Source organism: Fischerella muscicola PCC 7414, assembly GCF_000317205.1.
Lineage (GTDB): Bacteria > Cyanobacteriota > Cyanobacteriia > Cyanobacteriales > Nostocaceae > Fischerella > Fischerella muscicola.
This window is the reverse complement of record NZ_AJLK01000072.1, coordinates 18,897-40,601: the sequence shown is the minus strand read 5'-3', so window position 1 is coordinate 40,601 and position 21,705 is coordinate 18,897. Positions and strand designations below refer to the sequence as shown.

The 21,705-nt window shown below is 38.2% G+C and carries 23 protein-coding genes; 10 read left to right on the top strand and 13 right to left on the bottom strand.

What is annotated here, in order from left to right; genetic code table 11:
* The first annotated feature begins 382 nt into the window (after nt 1-382).
* Complete coding sequence (locus UYI_RS0110420) at nt 383-2,251, top strand: bifunctional serine/threonine-protein kinase/formylglycine-generating enzyme family protein (RefSeq protein WP_016866606.1); 1,869 nt, start codon at nt 383-385, stop codon at nt 2,249-2,251.
* 187 nt (nt 2,252-2,438) lie between these two features.
* Here UYI_RS0110420 and UYI_RS0110415 read toward each other — a convergent pair whose 3' ends face one another.
* The gene (locus UYI_RS0110415) at nt 2,439-2,663 is read right to left on the bottom strand and encodes a helix-turn-helix domain-containing protein (RefSeq protein WP_016866605.1); all 225 of its coding nucleotides are present in this window, start codon (nt 2,661-2,663) and stop codon (nt 2,439-2,441) included.
* Between the two features lie 178 nt (nt 2,664-2,841).
* On the opposite strand from UYI_RS0110415, the gene UYI_RS0110410 reads away from it, so the two are divergent.
* Nucleotides 2,842-3,051 carry a hypothetical protein gene (locus UYI_RS0110410; protein WP_016866604.1) on the top strand — a complete coding sequence of 70 codons (210 nt, stop codon included), beginning with the start codon at nt 2,842-2,844 and terminating at the stop codon, nt 3,049-3,051.
* Nucleotides 3,052-3,178: 127 nt separating this feature from the next.
* On the opposite strand, the gene UYI_RS0110405 is transcribed toward UYI_RS0110410, so the two are convergent.
* From UYI_RS0110405 to UYI_RS0110390, 4 genes are all read right to left on the bottom strand, one after another.
* Nucleotides 3,179-4,306, bottom strand: coding sequence for a DUF6745 domain-containing protein (locus tag UYI_RS0110405; protein ID WP_016866603.1), 1,128 nt, complete (start codon nt 4,304-4,306; stop codon nt 3,179-3,181).
* Nucleotides 4,307-5,260: 954 nt separating this feature from the next.
* On the bottom strand, nt 5,261-5,632 hold the full coding sequence (locus UYI_RS0110400; RefSeq protein WP_016866602.1) for a VanZ family protein: 372 nt from the start codon (nt 5,630-5,632) through the stop codon (nt 5,261-5,263).
* Between the two features lie 179 nt (nt 5,633-5,811).
* Nucleotides 5,812-6,201 (bottom strand): GFA family protein, encoded by a 390-nt coding sequence (locus tag UYI_RS0110395; RefSeq protein WP_016866600.1) that lies wholly within the window; start codon nt 6,199-6,201, stop codon nt 5,812-5,814.
* A 22-nt stretch (nt 6,202-6,223) separates the two neighbouring features.
* Entirely contained in the window at nt 6,224-6,484 is a 261-nt protein-coding gene (locus tag UYI_RS0110390; protein ID WP_016866599.1) for a hypothetical protein, read from the bottom strand.
* A gap of 697 nt (nt 6,485-7,181) precedes the next feature.
* Between UYI_RS0110390 and UYI_RS0110385 the strand changes: the two genes are divergently transcribed.
* The 3 genes from UYI_RS0110385 to UYI_RS32395 all read left to right on the top strand — a co-directional run bounded on the left by UYI_RS0110385 (nt 7,182) and on the right by UYI_RS32395 (nt 8,341).
* Nucleotides 7,182-7,556 carry a DUF4870 domain-containing protein gene (locus tag UYI_RS0110385; RefSeq protein WP_016866598.1) on the top strand — a complete coding sequence of 125 codons (375 nt, stop codon included), beginning with the start codon at nt 7,182-7,184 and terminating at the stop codon, nt 7,554-7,556.
* Between the two features lie 226 nt (nt 7,557-7,782).
* The gene (locus UYI_RS0110380) at nt 7,783-8,022 is read left to right on the top strand and encodes a DUF433 domain-containing protein (RefSeq protein WP_016866597.1); all 240 of its coding nucleotides are present in this window, start codon (nt 7,783-7,785) and stop codon (nt 8,020-8,022) included.
* A 4-nt stretch (nt 8,023-8,026) separates the two neighbouring features.
* Nucleotides 8,027-8,341: a DUF5615 family PIN-like protein gene (locus UYI_RS32395; protein ID WP_016866596.1), complete on the top strand. Its 315-nt coding sequence runs from the start codon at nt 8,027-8,029 to the stop codon at nt 8,339-8,341.
* A gap of 157 nt (nt 8,342-8,498) precedes the next feature.
* Here the strand turns inward: UYI_RS32395 and UYI_RS0110370 are convergent, their stop codons facing one another.
* From UYI_RS0110370 to UYI_RS36715, 5 genes are all read right to left on the bottom strand, one after another.
* The gene (locus UYI_RS0110370; protein WP_016866595.1) at nt 8,499-8,882 is read right to left on the bottom strand and encodes a type II toxin-antitoxin system VapC family toxin; all 384 of its coding nucleotides are present in this window, start codon (nt 8,880-8,882) and stop codon (nt 8,499-8,501) included.
* Complete coding sequence (locus tag UYI_RS36720) at nt 8,879-9,118, bottom strand: type II toxin-antitoxin system Phd/YefM family antitoxin (RefSeq protein WP_016866594.1); 240 nt, start codon at nt 9,116-9,118, stop codon at nt 8,879-8,881. The genes UYI_RS0110370 and UYI_RS36720 overlap by 4 nt, the downstream gene beginning before the upstream one ends.
* 169 nt (nt 9,119-9,287) lie before the next feature.
* Nucleotides 9,288-9,569 carry an AAA family ATPase gene (locus UYI_RS40185; protein WP_016866593.1) on the bottom strand — a complete coding sequence of 94 codons (282 nt, stop codon included), beginning with the start codon at nt 9,567-9,569 and terminating at the stop codon, nt 9,288-9,290.
* Between the two features lie 181 nt (nt 9,570-9,750).
* Complete coding sequence (gene alaS / locus UYI_RS0110355) at nt 9,751-12,396, bottom strand: alanine--tRNA ligase (RefSeq protein ID WP_016866592.1); 2,646 nt, start codon at nt 12,394-12,396, stop codon at nt 9,751-9,753.
* Nucleotides 12,397-12,413: 17 nt separating this feature from the next.
* Nucleotides 12,414-12,569: a hypothetical protein gene (locus tag UYI_RS36715; protein ID WP_016866591.1), complete on the bottom strand. Its 156-nt coding sequence runs from the start codon at nt 12,567-12,569 to the stop codon at nt 12,414-12,416.
* Between the two features lie 291 nt (nt 12,570-12,860).
* Between UYI_RS36715 and UYI_RS0110345 the strand changes: the two genes are divergently transcribed.
* Together UYI_RS0110345 and UYI_RS0110340 are read left to right on the top strand one after the other, a co-directional pair.
* The gene (locus UYI_RS0110345) at nt 12,861-13,064 is read left to right on the top strand and encodes a heavy-metal-associated domain-containing protein (protein ID WP_016866590.1); all 204 of its coding nucleotides are present in this window, start codon (nt 12,861-12,863) and stop codon (nt 13,062-13,064) included.
* A 762-nt stretch (nt 13,065-13,826) separates the two neighbouring features.
* Nucleotides 13,827-14,855, top strand: a complete 1,029-nt coding sequence (locus UYI_RS0110340) for a GGDEF domain-containing protein (protein WP_016866589.1) — start codon at nt 13,827-13,829, stop codon at nt 14,853-14,855.
* Between the two features lie 6 nt (nt 14,856-14,861).
* On the opposite strand, the gene UYI_RS0110335 is transcribed toward UYI_RS0110340, so the two are convergent.
* A complete protein-coding gene (locus UYI_RS0110335) occupies nt 14,862-15,539 on the bottom strand; it encodes a hypothetical protein (protein WP_016866588.1) in 678 nt (225 codons plus the stop codon).
* Between the two features lie 291 nt (nt 15,540-15,830).
* Between UYI_RS0110335 and UYI_RS0110330 the strand changes: the two genes are divergently transcribed.
* Together UYI_RS0110330 and ylqF are read left to right on the top strand one after the other, a co-directional pair.
* Complete coding sequence (locus UYI_RS0110330) at nt 15,831-16,244, top strand: VOC family protein (protein WP_016866587.1); 414 nt, start codon at nt 15,831-15,833, stop codon at nt 16,242-16,244.
* 192 nt (nt 16,245-16,436) lie between these two features.
* Complete coding sequence (gene ylqF / locus UYI_RS0110325; RefSeq protein ID WP_016866586.1) at nt 16,437-17,318, top strand: ribosome biogenesis GTPase YlqF; 882 nt, start codon at nt 16,437-16,439, stop codon at nt 17,316-17,318.
* Nucleotides 17,319-17,361: 43 nt separating this feature from the next.
* Here ylqF and UYI_RS0110320 read toward each other — a convergent pair whose 3' ends face one another.
* The gene (locus tag UYI_RS0110320) at nt 17,362-17,637 is read right to left on the bottom strand and encodes a hypothetical protein (protein WP_016866585.1); all 276 of its coding nucleotides are present in this window, start codon (nt 17,635-17,637) and stop codon (nt 17,362-17,364) included.
* A 1,830-nt stretch (nt 17,638-19,467) separates the two neighbouring features.
* On the opposite strand from UYI_RS0110320, the gene UYI_RS0110315 reads away from it, so the two are divergent.
* Complete coding sequence (locus UYI_RS0110315) at nt 19,468-20,607, top strand: DegT/DnrJ/EryC1/StrS family aminotransferase (RefSeq protein WP_016866584.1); 1,140 nt, start codon at nt 19,468-19,470, stop codon at nt 20,605-20,607.
* 190 nt (nt 20,608-20,797) lie between these two features.
* Here UYI_RS0110315 and UYI_RS0110310 read toward each other — a convergent pair whose 3' ends face one another.
* Entirely contained in the window at nt 20,798-21,670 is an 873-nt protein-coding gene (locus UYI_RS0110310) for an SDR family oxidoreductase (RefSeq protein WP_026085873.1), read from the bottom strand.
* Nucleotides 21,671-21,705 lie beyond the last annotated feature (35 nt).

Here is a 21,705-nt window from a genome sequence, read left to right as displayed (position 1 = left end):
TCATTAGTCACTATTTATTCTCCTCACACTCCTCACCTCCCCATTGCCCCCCAACCCCACAAAGTGGGGACCCCTAGCCCCCCATCGCCCCACCTCCCCATCGCCCCACCTCCCCAACTCCCCAACACTGGCGCTTGACAAGAGCGATCGCTTCAGCTATTATCCTCTTCAGAACGGAAAACCGTACGCTCATATTTATTTATATTTAAAAAGTTCTAAGGTACAGATAAACAAATAAATAAAGGATTTCTTCATCTGTATAACTTTCTGTACGAGCAATATTACAGATGAACTAATACTCATGCTTATTTGTCCACATATCTGTTTTCGATATAGATAGTATTGGGCCTGCTCTCGAAAAGATGTAATCCCTGGCTCGGCTATGCAAATCTGCCAAAATCCCAATTGCTCAAATCCCTTCAATGCTGATGACAATAGGTTTTGCATTAGTTGCGGACAAAGCAACTTTGGTGAATTGTTACGCAACCGCTACCACGTATCAAGATTGTTAGGCGAAGGCGGGTTTAGCAGAACTTATGCAGCAGAAGACATTGATAGACTCAATGCTCCCTGCGTCATCAAGCAATTTTTTCCACAAGTTCATGGCACATCGGAACGCACTAAAGCAGCAGAATTATTCAAAGAAGAAGCTTTCCGACTGTATGAACTAGGAGAAAATCACCTACAAATTCCAAGATTATTGGCTTACTTTGAACAAGGTACAAGCTTGTATTTAGTACAAGAATTTATTCAAGGAAATACCCTTTTTGCAGAAGTTATTCAACAACCTTTTACCGAAGAAAAAATCCGAGAACTTTTAGCTGACTTATTACCAGTTTTAGAATTTATCCATTCGCGCAATGTCATTCATCGTGATATTAAGCCAGAAAATATTATTCGCCGTCAAAGCGATGGCAAACTAGTATTAATTGATTTTGGTGGCGCTAAACAAGTTACACAAACAAGTTTAGCTAGACAAGCTACAGTCCTTTATACACTTGGTTATGCACCCAGTGAACAAATGGCAGGCTTTGCTTGTCATGCCAGTGATTTGTATGCTTTAGGAGTGACTTGTGCGCGCCTCATCACTGGATGTTTACCTGTACGAGATGCTTATGGTCAAATTTATGACCGCCTGTTTGATCCCATGAGTTGTAAATGGTTATGGCGGCAAATTCTCGAAGAAAAAGGCATTACTGTCAGCGAAGATTTAGGAAATATTTTAGATAAATTGCTGAAACATTTAGCCTCAGAAAGGTATCAATCAGCAACAGAAGTTCTCAAAGATTTAAATCCCCAACAAGCATCTTTTTCATTACCTGTTGTATCTACAACATCGCCAACTTTGACGCCACACCAAACTCAATTATTGACAACAATACCACAATCAGTAACACCAGGATTTCCTGCTCTAGAAGTTTTTGAATTTGACACAGTAACCGTAGACTCCACAGGCAAGGAAATTAAGCGTGATTATCGCACCGCCAATTACTATATAGAAGATTTAGGAAATGGGGTGACAATAGAAATGGTAGCCATCCCCGGCGGTAGTTTCTTAATGGGTGCAAGTGAAGAAGAAGGAGATGCTGATGAACGTCCGCAACATCAAGTCACCGTCGAACCCTTTTTTATAGGGAAATATCCTGTCACACAAGCACAGTGGAAAGCAGTTGCAGCTTTACCCAAAGTTAAACAATCTTTAAATCCTTACCCCTCTAAATTCAAAGGTGCTAATCGACCAGTAGAAAATGTATCTTGGCACGAAGCAGTAGAATTTTGTGCGCGTTTGTGGAAAAAAACCAGGCGACATTATCGCTTACCCAGCGAAGCCGAATGGGAATATGCTTGTCGTGCAGGTACAACAACACCTTTCCATTTTGGTGAAACAATTACCTCTGAGTTAGCGAATTGCAGTAGCGGCGAATCTTCAGAAATCAAAACTAAATATCGCAAAGAAACAACACCAGTAGGTAGTTTTGGTGTGGCAAATGCCTTTGGCTTATACGATATGCATGGGTTAGTTTGGGAATGGTGTGCTGATCCTTGGCATAAAAATTATGATGGCGCTCCCACAGATGGAACAGTATGGGAAGTAGGTGGAGATATGCACCGTCGAGTGTTGCGGGGTGGTTCTTGGAGTTTTAGTCCAGAACTTTGCCGTAGCGCCAGTCGCAGCTGGAACGAAGCGGATGGGGGATTACGGATCTGTGGTTTTCGGGTTGTGGCGACTTCTTTTGGATGGATTCCGTGAACTACCCACACGCTCCCTGACGGTATAGTGTGGGCTTCCAACTTCACAGAAGAATGCCTCATCTTAGACTTAACGTGAGTTCAATAAATATTATCAGACTAAGTAATCAACTCGCCCGCAAGTAAACTGGTTCAATCAGTTATCAGTTGACAGTGATCAAAAACTGATAACTGATAACTGTTAACTATTAACTGATTTCATCAGCCTCCTCTACGTAATTCAGAAAATCACCCGGTTGGGCGTTTAATTTTTGACAAATAACTTCCACGCTTCCTCTATCTGGATAAATACTTCTATCCCTCCACAGCCTAAATGCTGTTGCTCTTGGCAGTCCAGTGATTTGCCAAAACTTGTTGGCGCTGGGAATGCCTTTTTCTTTGCCAAATTCTTGAATTCTGTTAATTAGTCCCATTGATTAAGACTACTCCAAGTATAATATTTTTTTTAATATAACTCATTGACACGTGCTATTAAATGGGATTTAATGATAGTAGAGAAGGGCGATCGCACCTCCAAGTACCCTCGCCCCCTCTGTTCCTAAACATACATTCAGGACATTTCCATCAACATACATTTAGGATATTTCCATAATGCCACAACTCATTCTCTGTCAAACATCTACAAAAGGATTAATAAATTTAGCTTACATTCGTCAAGTTGATTTTCGGAATTTATCTAGTCACAATCGCTCCCAATATACCTGCTTTATCACTTGGAGTAACGGCGAAAAAGAAATTTTTGTAGGCAAAGATGCTCAAGCGATCGCTCAAACACTAAGAAAAGTTACAAAACTAATTTAAATCTTCATCTAGGGTGGGCAATGCTCACCCTAGATAATTAAAGAAATATTTGTTACAAGAATTAGAAGTTGCGATCGCCAATTGTGGTTTTCGGCAAATTTGGATTGAAACTGGCAGGTTCCTCAAATCAAGTCTGCATGGCAAATTCTGTTGGTGCAACTCCCCAATTTGCCCAAGTAATGGCTTCTTGCGCTGATTGTACATTCGGCGGCACACGCAATACATGAATATATCCTGTACTGGGACAAGTCATTTTTAATAAATAAATTGGTTCTACATCTACATCGTTCTCTATTTTTAATAATGTATATTCTTGATACCGATCTAACTCAGATGCTTGTAATTGTTCGATAATACGAGCGTAGCCGATACCTTGAATCAATACTCGTCGTAATTCGGCGTTATCTTCTTGTAACAACCATTGTGCTTGCCATTGTTGGGGGTGTAGCTTACCGTATTTTTCCGGTAAGATGACACCGTGATAGGCGTAAAGCTTGTACCCGTCGGCAAATTCAATCGCAGTTTCACCTTCAGCGTGGAGGCGGTTGTCGCTGTCAAAGCACAGTTTGGTGGGGCGATCGCACACTACTGCTACTCTTTTATAAGGAAAAATCCAACCACAAGATTTAGCCAAAGATTGAAATAACTGCAATAACTCTTGATCAGCAGTGTAATTTAATGCAGATTTCCAAAATTCTAACCAACTGCAATAGCTGCAAAATGTAGTAGCAGGTATGAAGTTACTGTCATATTGTTTGCCTAATTCATTTTGCAGTTGATGATACAGTGCTGATAAGTTTACTTCAATTTCTAACTCTATGAGATATCCTAAGTCAGTTTGTAACTGCTGTTCTAAATATTTCATGTAAGAAAGAAATTGATAATATAATGTGGTGTGAATGTGTATATTAACATTATCGGGTCTTTGAATAGCAATAGGATCTTGATAATATCTTGCCTGAGCGGGAAATAAATTTAATATACGTAAACGCAATTCTAACAATCTCTGAACTAAGCGTGGAATAATTAAATTCTCACAGCTTGGTAAAGCCTTACTCATAGCCTCATAGGGGCTTTCACAGAATACTACTTCTGGGATAGCAAGACCACAAAAAGTATAAACTTCTTTAACTGCCTCAGCAGCTTTTTTTCGATCAATCCGCTGAGTTGAAATAGCGATATTTCTCCATTTACGTTTATAAATAGGAACTAAATTCTCCTGTTCTAGACTTAGTGTTGCAAATTGGTATGACATAATAAAAATAGGTTTAGTTAATATGTTCTCTTCTCAAACTAACTCCAATATTCAAAATCTGCGATAGTGTCTGTTTTTCACTATTGCAATAGTCGTAGCCAATCGCTCAAAACAATCAAGAATATTGTTACTAATATAACAAAATCAACATTCTGTACTTTGAACTGTCACATCAACAAAGATGATGGCTAAAATTGCATGTTTTATACAAAATAGATGCTCTGAATTTGTATGTTATGCTGGCGTCTCTTAGAAAATCGTCATAATTATTACTATTACACAGTTAATTCAGAAATAACATTAATAATCATGAGAAGACAAGAGATATGCAACAATAAATATATATCTTGTATCAATCTTTATTTCTCCATAGACAAATAAAATACTTTCTCCCTAGTTGAGTCAATATTAGTTAGAATGCGGATTTTAAGGTTTAGCCAGGTTAGGTCAGCCTGAAATTGCTACATTATAGCTATGGTGTATAATCAACGACTATGTTTCCTGACATAATTCATTAAATATTTTTAAAATACAAGTATTTTTTACACTTGTTAGAGATTTTGTGAAGATAGGTAATTTGTGATTACACGACCAAAATAAAGCTTAATATTCGTATCCTTGAGCGATCGCTAATTATTTAGCTGGGATAACTATGATGATTTTAGTAACAAGTGTGCTAATATACCAAATTTAAATACTTATAAAAATTTTATATATTTTTTCGCACTAATTTTAGTGATAATACTGAATATACTTTCCAAAGGGACGCAAAGCAATGAACTGCACCAGGCAAGAGAGAACACAGACAGAAGCAAGAGAAGGAAAAAAATACTTAACTGAACTGTATTGTTCTATAAGCAGAGTTCACAATCAAGGTAGGAAAGCTTCTTTTTACTCCTTCTGCTTTCTGCCCTCGCGCTGGTGCCTTTCAAGACAAATGTGAAAATCCACAATCTAAAATCGAATGAATTTTTCTGCTAACCAGGTGAACAAGACAATACCACAAAAGTCAGAGGCGAGATCAATTAAATCAAAGGTGCGATAAGGCGATAAAATTTGTAAGCATTCTTCTGTTACCGTCAATATCATTACAAGTATTGGGGCTAGGGGCAGAGAAATATTTAAGTAAGATATACGGCGTTTTTTCAGCGCTAAATGACTGAGAAAAGCTGCAATGCCAATTAAAATAAAATGTCCTAGAGTATCATAAAAAGGAATTGTGGAACTTTTCACAGGGAGAATTTTTAGGTACGCAGAAATAATAATAATCATTAAAATGCCAAGATAAAGCCAAAAACCAATAATCCAAAAGCGATGAGGTTTCATTGTGATGATTTTGAAACTAATGATTTTATTACTTCAAAAATAACAAAGAGCATTCCACAATTGAGAATGCTCTTTTTCGGTAAAATCTGTGAAAATTATGTAAATTTTAGTCAAATATGGCTAGTAGATAATAATTTTTTTCTCGCTAATATTACAAATCAAAACTAGCCTGATTTAACTTAACGCAACTTGTGTATATTTTGCTCCCAATTTGCTCCATCAAAAGGTACAATTTCAAAGTTTTTCACTACATCACCATCTAGACAACGGATGTTAACATCTATGCTGTCTGGATGACTGCGAGGAATATAAAAAGAGTGTATTCCACAAATGCGACAAAATTTATGCTGGGCAACCCCTGTATTAAATGTGTAAGTTGTTAATACATCATTGCCTTGGAGTAATGTAAATTTATCTTTTGGCACGATTAAATGCAGAAATCCTTTTTTTCTGCAAATAGAACAGTTGCAATCATCGGCTTTGTGCCTATCAACTACAACTTGAAAACGTACTGCGCCACAATGGCATCCGCCTGTGTATGTAACTGGTTCTTGGTTATTGGCTGTCATGTGAATCAAGAAATTCTATGTTTTAGGCATGTAAATTAGCTTGTTCTTGTAACCAAGGATCTACTGGTTGTCCGTCTTTGCGCCGCAATTCAATTTCTACTACCATCACTTCTTTGGAACCTGGAGGAGCAGGTTTTTTGTGGAAAATAATCTCGTAATCTGCGGGATTATGATTACGCTCTTTCAACCATTCTTGTACTTTAGTTGTGGCGAAAAATGATTGCCCTTGTTCAAACATCTGGGTAATTTGCATCTGTAAAGAGTAAGGATTTAAACGACCCATTTTTTACCGCCTTTTTTAAGTAATGTTAAAGTTAGGACTTTGCCTTACTTTATCTTATCTGGCGTTGTTATCTTGAACGGGTATATTGAGATTTTGTACCAGTTTTTGTGTCCGCCAAGAAATTTATTTCTTGGCTCATAGCTAAAGTCCACTCAAGTGGATTTTAGTCACTAGTGGGAGTAACATGTTCCTGAACCCACAACTAAGTAGGCCGACTGGAAAAAACCGAGCCAGCCTTTATTAATTAGTTTTCCTTCAAAGTCTCTCGTGGAGGTCGTCCCAGCCCGCAGGGCTGGGACAAGGCTGGCTCGGTTTTTTTGTGTCTATGTGCTTATCTTTGGGTTGATGATATTCGATGCTTTGAGTATTAGTTCTGTTCCCAAATATCAAAACCAACTAACTAAGTAATAAATTGGCAGGCTATTTGCCTGCCAAAGATGAATCTTAACTCAAAGCGTTTCTTAATTCTGTTCTAGCACTTTCTCAGGTTTCTGGTAATTTACTGGTATCACTCTGTTAATTTTTAGAAAATTGGAGAGTTCGGTAAACCTCATTACCGATATTTGAGCTATGGCACTCAAAGTTAATCTGTCTACAGGAAAAGCCTGAAAACTTCTTGGTACGGCAACCTGCAATACTAAATTCATTAGGCGATCGCTACAATCAGAGCTAGAAAGCGAATTGGAGAGCTACCAGGATGCAAGTCACATATGATTCCGATAAGCGCAAATTGCTATCATCTCTGTGTCATGGAGCGATTTTCTTTAGTACAGCGTTGTTTTCGATTGGGGTTCCAATTGTAATTAACTTACTTTCTGACGATCCAGTTGTGAAAAGCAACGCCAAAGAATCAATTAATTTTCACTTCAATGTTTGGTTTTGGGGAACCGTGATCGGAGTCCCTATTGGAATTCTATCTTTCCTAACCTTTGGTATCGGCGGAATTTTGTTCTTTCCTGTTGTTGCTTTTGGTTTTCTACTGCACTGGGGATTGACAATCTGGGCATTATTAAAGTGTTTCAGTAATCCTGATCAACCTGTGCGTTATCCGTTTATTTTTCGACTGTTCTAATTGTTCCTACTCAAGAGCAAGTTTATTTTTGGAAAAGGGATTGAAATAAGCGTCCCTTTTTTTGTTTTAGGATGCGATCGCTCTTTGTTGTAAGTTGGGTGAAGTGCGATCGCTTTAGTTTAAACAGATTATAGTTAAAATCTACAGAGCTAGGTTTTCTTCTTAAAGTAGATTATATATACCTTTGTATATTCTATTTTTAAAGTATAAATTAAACCCAATACCGATGTCTCAACCCACTCAAAAAAATTTAATTCAAAAAACTCCTGGAGTTTGCGGAGGTAACGCACGCATCCGCGATACTCGTATTGCCGTTTGGACTTTAGTTTCTTTTCGTCAGCAAGGTGCTTCCGAAGAAGAATTATTAAGAAATTATCCAGGGCTAACACCACAAGATTTAGAAGCCGCTTGGTCGTATTATCAAGAACATCTACAAGAAATAGACCAATTAATAGCTGACGATTAATAGAATGACCAAGTTTTATGCTAATGAGAATTTTCCTCTTGATTTAGTTCAAAAGTTACGTCAGCTTGACTATGATGTACTGACATCTTATGACGCTGGACAAGCAAATCAATCGATTAGCGATGAAGAAGTATTAAATTTCGCCAATCAACAAGGACGAGTTGTTATCACTCTTAATCGAGAAGATTTTATTAGCCTTCATAAACAAGGTCAAAAGCATAGTGGCATTATAATTTGTAAAGAAGATCGAGACTATGAAGGACAGGCTAAAAAAAATTCACGAGTTTCTCACTCAGACTACCCAAGTTTTAATAGGTAGATTAATTAGAATCAAGAAGTAAAATCAAAAAGGTTTCTCTACACAAGTGTTTGTTATCCAGGAATATTAAAGTGCGATCGCTTATTCGATGATTCTGGAAAATTAGTGCGATCGCTCTTTTTTGTAAGTTGGGTGAAGTGCGATCGCTTTTAACTTCCTAAATGACATTGATGGAATATTTAATGATTTCTGGATCTACTGTTGCGATAGTTAAGTTATGTTGTAAAGCTTGACAGATAAGCATTCTATCAAAAGGATCGCGATGCAATAATGGTAGCTTGGTAAGCTGGGTAACACTACCTTCATCGAGATCAAGATTCGCAATTTGATGGCGTTCGCGTTGTTTGGGAAGATAAATTTCGGGAGATAGTGGTAGTGGTAGCTTGCCCAATTGATACTTAACAATGGACTCCCAGATTGAGACAACACTCAAATAAACTTCATTGTCTGAATCGCGAATGGCATCTCGAACATCTGCTGATAGGCGATTATCTCCACTGATAAACCACAAGAAAATATGGGTGTCTAGAAGAATTTTCATTCGCCCTCAAATGCATTTAGAATCTCTTCAGGCAAAGGCGCATCAAAATCATCAGGTACTGTAAATTCCCCTGCACACAAACCAAATGGTCGTAATTGCTTGTTAGTATTTGTAATTGGTTTTAATTCGGCAATTGCCTTGTCTGCTTGGACAATGACAAAGCTTTCACCTGCCTCAACTTGATTGAGAAACTTTAGGGGATCTCGTTTGATTTCATCAACTGTGACTCTCTGCATTTTGGTACTTTGGTGTAGCGTTATGAGGTCAGTACATTGCCTAACTCAATTGTAGATGATGGGTTGGAAGGTACTTATCAAAAGTGCGATTGCATTCTGCGTTACGTTGAATCAAGCAATGGCATAACTTAAAACTTGATTAATTAACGTTGTATTTCGTTCAAGCTACTCACAATCGTTCTAGTTTGAACAAAATATCTTGTCCTGGATTTAAATTTAAAAAGTTTTGATTTACCTCTTTGAGGTACAACTGAACATATCCACTATTGTGGAATATTCGTAAATCTTTATTGTTCAAAGTAAAGCCTAACTGAAGCCATAAAATTGATTTTAACAAAGTTGATTTTCCAGAATTATTAGAACCTATTATTAAATTAATTCCTTTAGACAATTGAAGACTTGCATCGGAAAAGCATCTAAAGTTGTTCAATGTGATTTCAGAAACCCACATAAAAATTAGTTTTAGAGCAAGAAACTAGTACAGATGATAAAGTATAACACTTAGTATAGTTCATTTTTATTGAAAATATATATACAAGTATTTAGGGTGGATCAGTACTAAATCTAACCCACCCTACACATTTGTTACGCTTTTCAAGCAAGGTAAAAATTTACCCTACAATAAAACACAATTAACCCAAAACTGAATTTAACTCTGCTTTCGCTTTCTCCAACGCCTCTGGCAATTTACTTGCATCCCGTCCGCCGGCTTGTGCCAAATTGGGACGTCCACCACCGCCACCGCCACAAATTTTGGCGATCGCACCGATAAATTTACCAGCTTGCAGTCCCTTCTTATTCACTTCTGGGGAAAAAGCAGCAACTAAACTAACTTTCCCGGCTTCCGGAACCGAACCCAACACCACCGCCGCACCTGCACCAAGTTTTTGCTGCAAGCGTTCCGCCGCAGTTTTCAAAGACTCTGCGTCAACGTCTTCCAACTGGGCGACGAGAATTTTATAATCGCCTACAGTTTCCACAGTTTGCAGGAGTTGATCAGATTTAACAATCGCTAACTGTGATTTAAGGTTTTCTAATTCCTTTTGGGTGTTTTTGAGTTCGTTTTGCAGAACCGTAATTCTGTCTGGTAACTCTTCTGGTTTAACTTTGAATCTGTCGCTTAAATCTTTGACTACCGTATCCCGGACATTTAAGTAGTCCAGTATAGCGGTGCCAGATACCGCTTCAATTCGCCGTACCCCAGAAGCAACTCCAGCTTCGGAGATAATTTTAAACACACCTATCTCGGCAGTATTACTGACGTGAGTACCACCGCACAATTCCATTGACACGCCAGGGAAATCAATCACGCGTACGTCGTCACCATATTTTTCGCCAAACATAGCGATCGCACCTTTCGCTTTTGCTTCTGCTAGGGGCAAAATTGCTACTTTCGCAGAGTGCGCCTCAGCAATCCAATTGTTTACCTGTTCTTCTATTTGCTGAATCTCCTCAGCAGTCAACGCCCGGGGACAGTTGAAGTCAAAGCGCAACCTGTCAAAGTCCACTAAAGAACCCGCCTGGGAGATCGAATCATCAACTATTTTCTTTAACGCCGCTTGCAGTAGGTGAGTGGCGGTATGGTTAGCTTGGGCGCGACGGCGACAAGCGCGATCGATTTGGGCGGAAACACTATCGCCGACTCTCAGCGTACCCCGTTCGATGCGTCCGAAGTGGACATGAAAATCCGATTCTTTCTTGACATCGTTAATAGTAACAACGACACCTTCACCACTCAGATAACCCTTATCGCCAATTTGTCCGCCCGACTCTGCATAAAATGGCGTTTTGTCGAGGACGATTTGCACGTCTGTTCCTGCTTCTGCTTCTTCTTGTGCAATACCATTGACAAGTATCGCTTCAACTTTTGCAGTTGCTGTTGGTTCTGTATAACCCAAAAATTCTGTGGCGTGGATATGTTCTGCTAGTTTGTCGAGAGAACCTTGCACAGTTAAATCGATGGTTTCGTGGGCTTCTCTGGCGCGTTGTCTCTGCTTTTCCATTTCCGCATCAAAGCCAGCAACATCAACTGTGAAGTTGTTTTCCTCAGCAATCTCTTGAGTTAATTCTAAGGGGAAACCGTAAGTATCAAACAGGGTAAAGGCATCTTCACCGCTAATTTGGGTTTTGCCCTGTTGCTTCACCTTAGCAATAATTTCCTCAAGCAGCTTTTCGCCTCTTTCCAAAGTTTGCAAGAAGCGAGATTCTTCTCGTTGCAATTCTGCTTTAATGTTATTTTCCCGTTGACGGAGATTGGGGTAAGCATCTTCGGCTTGGGAAATGGCAACTTCCGCAACTTGGGTGGTAAATTCTCCTTGAATGCCAATTAAGCGTCCGTGTCGTACCAGACGCCGAATTAGACGCCGCAATACATAACCCCGTCCGACGTTGGCAGCGCGAATTTCATCAGCGATCATATTGACGACAGCGCGAGTGTGATCGCCGATAATTTTCAGGGAAACTTGAATTTTCTCATCCGACTTGTGGTAGTCAATACCAGCGATTTCTGCTGCTTTTTTAATAATCGGGAAAATTAAATCAGTTTCGTAGTTATTGGGAACACTTTGGAGAATCTGTGCCATCCTCTCCAAACCCATACCGGTATCAATGTTTTTGTTAGCAAGGGGTGTGAGGTTGCCTTCTGCATCCCGGTTGTATTGCATGAAGACGAGGTTGTAAAACTCAATGAAGCGAGTATCGTCTTCTAAATCTATATTGTCGTCGCCCCGTTCTGGATGGAAATCATAGTATATTTCTGAACAGGGACCGCAGGGACCAGTGGGGCCAGAATTCCAGAAGTTATCATCTGCGCCCATGCGTTTAATGCGCTTTTCAGGGACGCCAATTTTATCCCGCCAAATGGCGTAAGCTTCGTCATCTTCTTCGTAGACGCTGACAACTAGGCGTTCTGGGGGTAATTTAAAGACAGTGGTGGAAATTTCCCAACCCCAAGCGATCGCCTGTTCTTTGAAATAGTCACCAAAGCTGAAGTTACCCAGCATTTCAAAGAACGTCTGATGCCGTTTGGTACGCCCGACATTTTCGATATCGTTGGTGCGGATGCATTTTTGGGAAGTTGCCGCCCGTTTGAACTCTGGCGTGCGCTGTCCCAAAAATATCGGTTTAAATGGTAGCATCCCCGCGATCGTCAGCAGTACTGTCGGATCTTCTGGAACGAGGGAGGCACTTGGGAGAATCTGGTGTCCCCGTTGGGCATAGAAGTCAAGGAATAAGGTGCGTATTTCGTTACCGCTGAGGTACTGGGGATGAAAAGACATGGCTTTTTACACGAAGACTAGGGAGTTAGGGGACTGTTAGTTGTTGGTTGTTGGTTGTTGGTTGTTGGTTGTTGGTTGTTGGTTGTTGGTTGTTGGTTGTTTAACATCATCCCCAAACCACTAACCACTGTACGGGCGCGTGCATTTGTACCAAGATATTTAGTTCTGACCAAAGATACCCAGCCATAGCTTCGCCCCTACTAACCACTAACCACTAACTAGTCTCTCTTACAAAAAAAGTATGCCGCAGAAAAGGACTTCTGTGCCACTAACTACGTAATACTTCTGAAGGGGGATTTACTTGTTCAGTGTAATTGCATAACTAAGTTGTGACAAAGTAGCTGTCAAATGTGCCGCTATATGAAGCTGCACATTTTCCTGACTTTAGTAGGATGAGGAGTTTAACTTTGTTCCATAAAATAAAAATCTCAAGATTGTAGTATTTTTACGTACCGAGGTTGTTCATGGCCCTGAAATTAACAGTTCCAAACATATCTTGTGAAGATTGTGCTAGCACAATTAAAGAATCTATTCACACAATGGAACCTGATGCAAAAGTCACGGTAGATGTAAAAGGTAAAACTGTAACCGTAGAATCCGCAGCATCAGAAGAGTCTATTAAACAAGCAATTGTTGCAGCTGGATATACTATTGAAGGCTATCAATAATAAATAATTAATAATTTGGGATTTTGATTTTGCGAAAAGTTTGTAGACACGTAGACGCGCTCATAGGCTTCAAGGCAGAGTAGGGCAGAAGGGGTAAGAATTTTCACGTTTGGTTGTACCAAAACAGCAGCATGAATGACTGTCTTGAAAAGCTTACCCGTCCTTAGGGAAGTTACCGATACTCTGGGGGGGATTGACTTCGTCGGAAAGCGCCTATTCTCCACGCTGGTTCACCGAGTAAAGCGCGTCTACAAACTTGTTTGACACCGAAGTGATAAATATAATCTATTTGTAGAGGAAAATAAGTACGTAATGGTTTTTACGGATAATTCCATTAAATTATTCATACACTTGATGTCAGTACAATAATGTCTGAAACTTATACTGAGAGAATGATTTTCTTTTAAAGATTAGCAATTAAGGTAATTATTTTATCATCGTAAAAATTTGGATAACAGACTCCTGGAAATTACAGTAATACTTTTATACTTAAAAAGATTATTCAGTATTTATACTGTTTGAAATTAAGGTTATCTGGGCAGAAATTAGGTATCAGAAATTTTACCTCTAGACACTGTAGTAAAGATTAGTATTTTAAGGAGATAAACATTGAAAATTGCTTGTAGTTCAGACAGCGAGACAATAAAATAAGGGTTAATATCTCTAGCTAAAGATGTAGGTATATATAGTAAGGACAGTAAACCTGAATAGGTTTCACGAATACAATTCCCTCAAAGTTAAAATGGGGCAAAAAGCAAAACAATGAAGATTTCTATTCTGATCTTTGGAAGTGATAACTTTATCGCCAAACTTCCAGATCAGATCCATGATGCAAACTCTTTTAATTTAGAAGTTATCACTAATCTTAATCAGGCGATATCTCGCATTCAAATTACTCCGCCCGATATATTAATTGTCCAGGCAAGCTGTGATGGCAGCATGGAACTCTGTTATTGGTTAAAAGAACAAACAAAATTATCTTGGATCTACTGTATTCTTTTGGAGGATCGCTCTCAATTACTTTTTGATAGAAGTAAATATGGCAGAGAGTGGGAATTAGAAATGACTTCGATCGCTCTTAGGGAAGGGGCTGATGCCTATATATGGCTACCTCTAGAAGAAACAGATTCTACTTCAGCAGAGTTAACTGCTAGCCAAAATTTGTTGCTAGCACAATTAACTATTGGTTTGCGAAAAGCACAGAAATACCGCGATTTGATCCGGACAAATGATTTGTTGTCAGCGATCGCTTTAGCTGATTCACTCACACAATTGAGTAATCGTCGGGCTTTAGAGTGGGATTTACCCAGACAAATCCAAAAAGCCCGTACTAATGGCACTCCTTTGAGTTTGATTATTTTAGATGTTGATTATTTTAAAAAAGTTAACGATTCTTACGGTCATTTAGTTGGCGATCGCCTTTTGCAGTTATTATCTAACCGACTGCGGCAAAATCTCCGATATCAAGACACTCCTTTTCGTTATGGCGGAGAGGAATTTGTGATCATTCTTAGCCACACAAGTTGTGATGAAACAGTAGTGGTGGCGCGACGTCTCAACCGTATAGTCAGCGAACAACCATTTGCAATCAACAATCAACTCTCAATCAACATCACTATTAGCTTGGGAACAGCTTGTCTGCGCATGGAAGATGATGTTAACGGTATAAGCCTGTTGAACCGTGCTGATCAATGTTTATTGCAAGCTAAAGCAGCTGGACGTAACTGTGTAATTAGCTGTGAGAAGTACTTTGCTCACCATAACTCCCATCTGCGGGTAGTTTCTTCTTAAAAAATTTTATAATTTCTCGTCAATTATTTTTAGGCATTCTGCTACTGTAGCCTTCTGTCGCATCGCATCTACCAAAGCTTGATAAGCCGACCAATTTTCTTGCAGGAGGGTTTTGGCTTGCAACACACAAAAACGTTGTTTTTGTTCGCAAGCAGACACAGAAAAACCCAAACTCCTCAAAACGCCTGCCAATTTGCTTTTATCATCAGCCCCACCTTCAGCATTTTCGTATACTAAAGTTTCAGCAGTAATACCCGCCATCCATACAGTGCAGTAACGGTCTAGCATTTGGGCGCTTAGCGTACCCTGTTCTAGTTGAGATGCTAACTCAGCATCATCAAAACTGACACCACCTTGTCCTGGTTGTTTTTGCTTCCAAGCTTCCCAAGCACTGAGGGTATAGCCGATGACGGGAATACCCAACAGATACGCAACCAAAAAATGTCCAGCTTCATGATGAATGATACGTTCTCTGTGTTTTGGCGAAAACCCTGCTATCCAATCTAAAAATATAGTTCCCCCCTTACCTTGCAAGCCGAAAGAATCGAAGGTGGCTATCCCCAAAATCGTGAAGGTCGCAAGTGCTGGTAAAGTGGGCGATAAATTGAACATTGACCCCAGTAGAGTCGAAAGGGTCATGAGAAAGACAAAAATTGCAACTAAATTCAGGGCGATTTTGCTCATACTAGACTGAAATCTTGCTGCTTAATATTTCTTAATTACATTATGAAGCGATCGCAGCAAGTCTAAGTAGATCGACACAATTTAAAGTTAAGTCAATTGTCATTTGTCATTGGTTAGTACAGACGCGATGTTCCTCGCGTCTGTACAATATTAGTGGTTGTACCAGACGTGCCATGGCACATCTGTACATTGCTTAGTGGTTGGTTATTCCTCACACTTCTCACACTCCCCAACTTCCCTTACCCATGAGTACCCTCAGGGGTACTGCCAAGATGCGAAAAGAATTTTACAATGCAACCAGTTTGTAGTTGGTGCTTTATGCTATTTCAATGTACTGACGCACTTGTGACTTTCGCATCTTTTGAGTTTGAAAGATTAGTTAGTTTTTATACTAATCTTTTTAATCAAAAACCCGAACATATCATCTCTAATGTCTATGCTGAGTTCCAACTACCTAGTTTAAAATTAGGAATATTTAAACCAAAACAAACCCATTATTTAGAATTTGAGTATTCAACTAAAAGCAAAATTAGTTTGTGCTTAGAGGTGATAAGTTTAGAGGATGCGATCGCTCACTTAACAGCTTTAGGCTATCCCCCACCAGGGGAAATCATCATTGCATCCCACGGTAGAGAAATTTATGCTTATGACCCTGATGGCAATCGTTTGATTTTACATCAGTCTGAACTTAAAACAGGGGTGTAGGGGAGTAAGGATGTAGGGGTGTAAGAAGAGCAATATTTTTATTCACCCTGATGTACACGAATTTATTCGTAGAAAAGATAATAAGATTTGTATCAAGCAAAAAGTGCGACAAGTCTACTTGGCATCCTCAGAGCAAAAGCCCATTATTTATGGGGTTGCCCTTTTGCCTTCTCATATCAAAAGATTAAAAAAATGGGTATAAATCAGAACTACAAATTAAATTTAATTCAGTGGTATCCCGGTCACATTGCCAAAGCTGAAAAAAACCTCAAAGAACAACTCAAGCTTGTAGATGTGGTGCTAGAGGTACGAGATGCCCGCATTCCTTTGTCAACCTTCCATCCCCAGATACCACAATGGATAGGGAATAAAAAACGGTTGTTGGTGTTGAACCGCTTAGATATGATTTCTGACCAAGTACGTCAGTTGTGGATAGACTGGTTTAAACGCCAAGGTGAACAAGTTTTTTTTACCAATGCCCAACATGGTCAAGGAGTCACCGCAGTATCAAAAGCAGCACAAGCAGCTGGTGTGGAACTCAATAAAAGAAGACGCGATCGCGGTATGTTACCCCGTCCAGTCCGCGCTGTGGTGATTGGTTTTCCTAATGTTGGCAAGTCAGCTTTAATTAATCGCTTGGTGGGACGACGAGTAGTCGAGAGTGCAGCGCGTCCTGGGGTGACTCGCCAATTGCGTTGGGTGCGAATTTCCGAAGAGTTGGAATTACTAGATGCTCCTGGTGTAATTCCTGCTAAGTTAGAAGATCAAGAAGCGGGATTGAAATTGGCTGTTTGTGACGATATTGGTGAAGCAGCTTACGATAATCAATTGATAGCAGCAGCATTCGTAGATTTAGTGAATGAACTTTGTGTGATCGCGCCTGATGTGTTACCAGAAAATCCTTTGCGATCGCGTTACGACCTCGATCCTACATCTTCCACAGGGGAATCATACTTGCACAACTTATCAGAGTTACGTCATAAAGGAGATGTTGAACGAACTGCACGGCAAATCTTAACTGATTTTCGCAAGGGATTGTTGGGTAAACTTCCCTTGGAACTTCCGCCAAATTGATGGGAAAGTTGCAAAACCAATTATGAGCAAAGCTAACTTAATACTAGGTCATATAAAATACTAATCCAAACGCAGAGATCGCAATTAGTGCAGGAACCACAGTACTGAACTCGAATTGTCTTGTCTTGACAGTTTGTAAACAGTGTATGGGAATGACTAGGGGCCAGCAGATAATTGCGATCGCCAACAACACTAAAGATAAAAATTTATCCTCAGGAGAATCAACAGGATGACGCAAATAAAATTTTAACCAGTTGATGACAAAATAGCAGGTCATCAGTAGGTAACTAATAACCAAAGATAATTGGATCTTGTTCACCTTGGGTTCTCCTTTAATCTCTGAGTTCAGCAAAAATGAATTTGATTAATTCATGACATACTATTCTCAATAATATTTATATGTTCTAAAAATGTTGTTATTTTTGCCACTTACGCTTAAACTAAACTTTTATTCGTAGATAAATTTTAATAGAATCACTCAGGTAGATAAATCAGTACTTCTACCGAATTTTGATTGCTATAGATTAAATTAGCAATGATACCATACCCATTATAATTAAGCATATTACACATCATATATTCTGTTTTGATTTTCTCTATCATGCTATGGCAATCCGATTTGATTCCTGAACAGTCATAGAGACAGGGAAATCCAAACAGTGAACAGAAAACAAGGAAGAAGGAATAAACGCATACTGAGTTTTTTAAAACATCAAATAAGATTCCTATATTAATTCGTTGTTCAATAAATATAAAGTCTTTCTAAAAAATAAATTGATTTATATAAATAACACTGGAAAGACAAATTTTGTATATGAGATGCACCTCAGTATCTTGATTGCATAATATTCGTATCACTTCAAAGAAAAATAATTGAACAATATAAAAACTTTTAAATCAATTACATAAGACATTCGGAAGAGAAAATTCTGATTTTACTTGATAAAGAGAAGTATGCCAGAGAATTTAAATCTTTTTGAATTAGTACAATTCCATGAAAAAAAATAATATCCCTTTTACTTTCTTTTACCAGTTATCTTTATCAACTGTTGTATAGAGTTGCATAAAAATAGCATATAAGTTGTAATTAAGAGTATAATGTGCTTATCAGTTTCAATTCATATAAAGTCAATTTATCAATATAATAAACTGTTAATTTAAACATGAAAAAAATATAAGATTATCAAATAAATTTTATATAATATCCTGAATCAAAATCCTTCTTAATGTAGTTGTCAAAAGAAAGTTAAACGCTCAAAAAAGTCATCAACATAATGAGATTTGCTGCCAATTAAACAAAGTTATATTGTTGGTTGCTTAAATTGAAGGAGATAAAGTCATAAATAATAAACTCTTGGCTTGTTTGAGCTTATTTTTCTTCTGTTATTGAAATTTTGATTTACATAAATAAATAATATAGATTAGTTTGAGTTTCTAAGTATTATGTACAATCTAAGTTTGTAAAGATACTTATTTTTATCTTGTTTAATACTTACTTTTTTTAGAAAATCATGATTATTACTATAAAACTTCTAAAATAAATATGTATAAATAAATCCTTTGACATGAATATGATTTTCTTAATTAGAGAGATAATTATGCATGTATTAGCTCAATATTTTAAAATTATCATCAAAAATATTTCACGTATATGTACTAGTATAAAATTTATGTTTATGAATATAAATGATTAGAACTCCTCGCATATAAGTACTTTGTGAAATAAAAGAAAGCAATAGTATTTAGTTAGATTTGTTTTTATAAAATTTCATCTAATACAAGCTATTTAGCGAGAAACACGATACTCGAAAATTTTATTTACTCAAATAAGCAGAAAAAGATTTTTATGATAGTCTGGAAAAGTGTTGATAAATTATTTATGTTTGCAGATAAACAGATAAAGACTTAAATATTCTCTTTTTTGCAACTAATGATTAAACTTGGCTGTTAATAAAATCTTTACAGCCTGAACATTTAATAAGTATCAAAACAAAATTAATTACACATTTTCTATACTGTTAATAGTTCACTTGAATGCACCCCTAACTTTAATTTTGTCTAACAAAATGATGTATGACGTAAGTTTCTGAAACTGAAAAATCGCCACTTTTTGATTTTTGACATTATTATTTTTTTAATCACACATTGAATGTCTAAATCAATTCTTCTTTCAACTCCTCATCTAGGTGATCTTGAACTAGAATTTGTCAAAGAAGCCTTTGATACTAATTGGATTGCCCCTGTTGGTCCCCAGATAGATGCTTTTGAGCAGGAATTTTGCCAAGTAACTGGTGCTGGTGATGCTGCTGCTGTTAGTTCTGGCACTGCGGCTTTGCATTTGGCTTTACGATTAGTTGGTGTAGAACTTGGAGACGAAGTTTTTTGCTCTACTTTAACATTCATTGCTAGTGCTAACCCTATTGTTTATCAAGGAGCAAAACCTGTATTTATAGATAGCGATCGCACTTCTTGGAATATGAATCCTGACTTGTTGCAGGAAGCACTAGAGAAACGCGCACGAATTGGCAAGTTACCCAAAGCAGTTATAGTCGTGCATTTGTTTGGCCAAAGTGCAGATATTGATCCGATACTCCAAGCTTGCAATCAATATGACATTCCTTTAATTGAAGATGCCGCCGAAGCATTGGGTGCTACCTACAAAGGACGTTATGTTGGAACTTGCGGACGAATTGGTATTTACTCCTTCAATGGGAATAAAATCATTACTACTTCTGGTGGTGGGATGTTGGTTGCTGATGACTCAAAATTAGTGGCAAAAGCTCGTTTCTTGTCAACTCAGGCACGCGATCGCTTTCCTTACTACCAACACTCAGAAATTGGCTACAACTATCGCCTCAGTAGCATTGCATCTGCTATTGGTCGTGGTCAGTTGCGCGTTTTACCACAACGGATTGCATCAAGACGACGCAACTTTATGATTTACACCTCTGCTTTGGGAAATTTACCAGGAATAGAATTTATGCCGGAAGCTAATTATGGACAGGCTACTCGCTGGCTAACCTGCTTAACGATCAATCCTCAAGCTTTTGGCGCAGATCGAGAACAAGTGCGCCTAGCACTTGCTGCACAGCAAATTGAGTCTCGTCCAGTTTGGAAACCTTTACATCTCCAGCCTGTTTTTGCTGAATGTGAATCTATTGGTGGTGCAGTAGCAGAAGATTTATTTACAAATGGTCTGTGCTTACCTTCTAGTTCTAATCTCACAGATGAAGATTTGCAACAAGTAATTAATGGCATCATAGAAGTTCACCACTCAAAAAACAGATAAGTAATGAATGTGTCTGAATATAAAAACTAAGAACTAAATAGAATAGGACTTATACTAAATATAAAAAACGAACCGCAAAGAACGCATTAGACGCGCTCATGGGCTTCTGAAAGTAGCCTATGAGCGCGTCTATGCGGTTCATTTCTTAACGATTTTGCGTAAGTCCCATAACATTTAAATAGAAAATTCTCTATTTGCTGACTAATTTCTCTAATTCTGCTCTCAAAGATAGAGGTTGATACCCTAATGCAAAAGCTTTAGAACTATCTAAGGAAACATCACTAGGTCTGGGGGCAGCCATTTTTACATCTTGTTGTCGACAAGCTTTTAATCCAGTAGTAGGTAATTGAAATATTTCTACTAATAAACGTCCAAAATCATAGCGAGAAATTCTTTCTTGACCACCCAAGTGAATTATTCCTTGTACTTTTTCTAATGCTAGTAACAGTCCTTTGGCTGCGGTAGTGGCACTTACTGGTGTACGAAATTCATCTAGAAATAATTTTAGTTCTTTGCCCTCTTGCAGAGTTTTGATAAACGGCTGGATAAAGCTGGTAGCAGTGGGTGTAGCTGCACCAAACATTAATGGCATTCTACACACGGCAGTCATCGGATAGCGTTCTAACATTCCCACTTCTGCCATCACTTTTTGCTCACCATATCTATTTATAGGACATACAGGATCTGTTTCTCGATAAGGAGGATTTAAACCATCAAAAACAAGGTCGGTAGATGTAAATACGCAAGGAATAGAAGCATCTGCACACAAATCAGCAATGTTTTGGGAGACTATGACATTAGTTGCATAAGATTCCTCAGGATGATTTTGGCAATAATTAGGTTGTGATTGTGCTGCGGTATGAATAACTGCGGCTGGCTGAATTTCATTAAATATCTGTTTTAATTCCTGAAAGTTTGTTAAATTGACTTTCTGCATTTTGATATTGGGAATTTCTACAGAATGAGTCAAGTAAGTTCCATAGACTTCCCAATTTAGATTTGCCAATTGGCAAAGATGCCAACCTAAAAATCCACTAGCTCCAGTAACTAATAGTTTGTGCATCATGAAAATCTCACGCTATTCAGGCAGAGAATAAC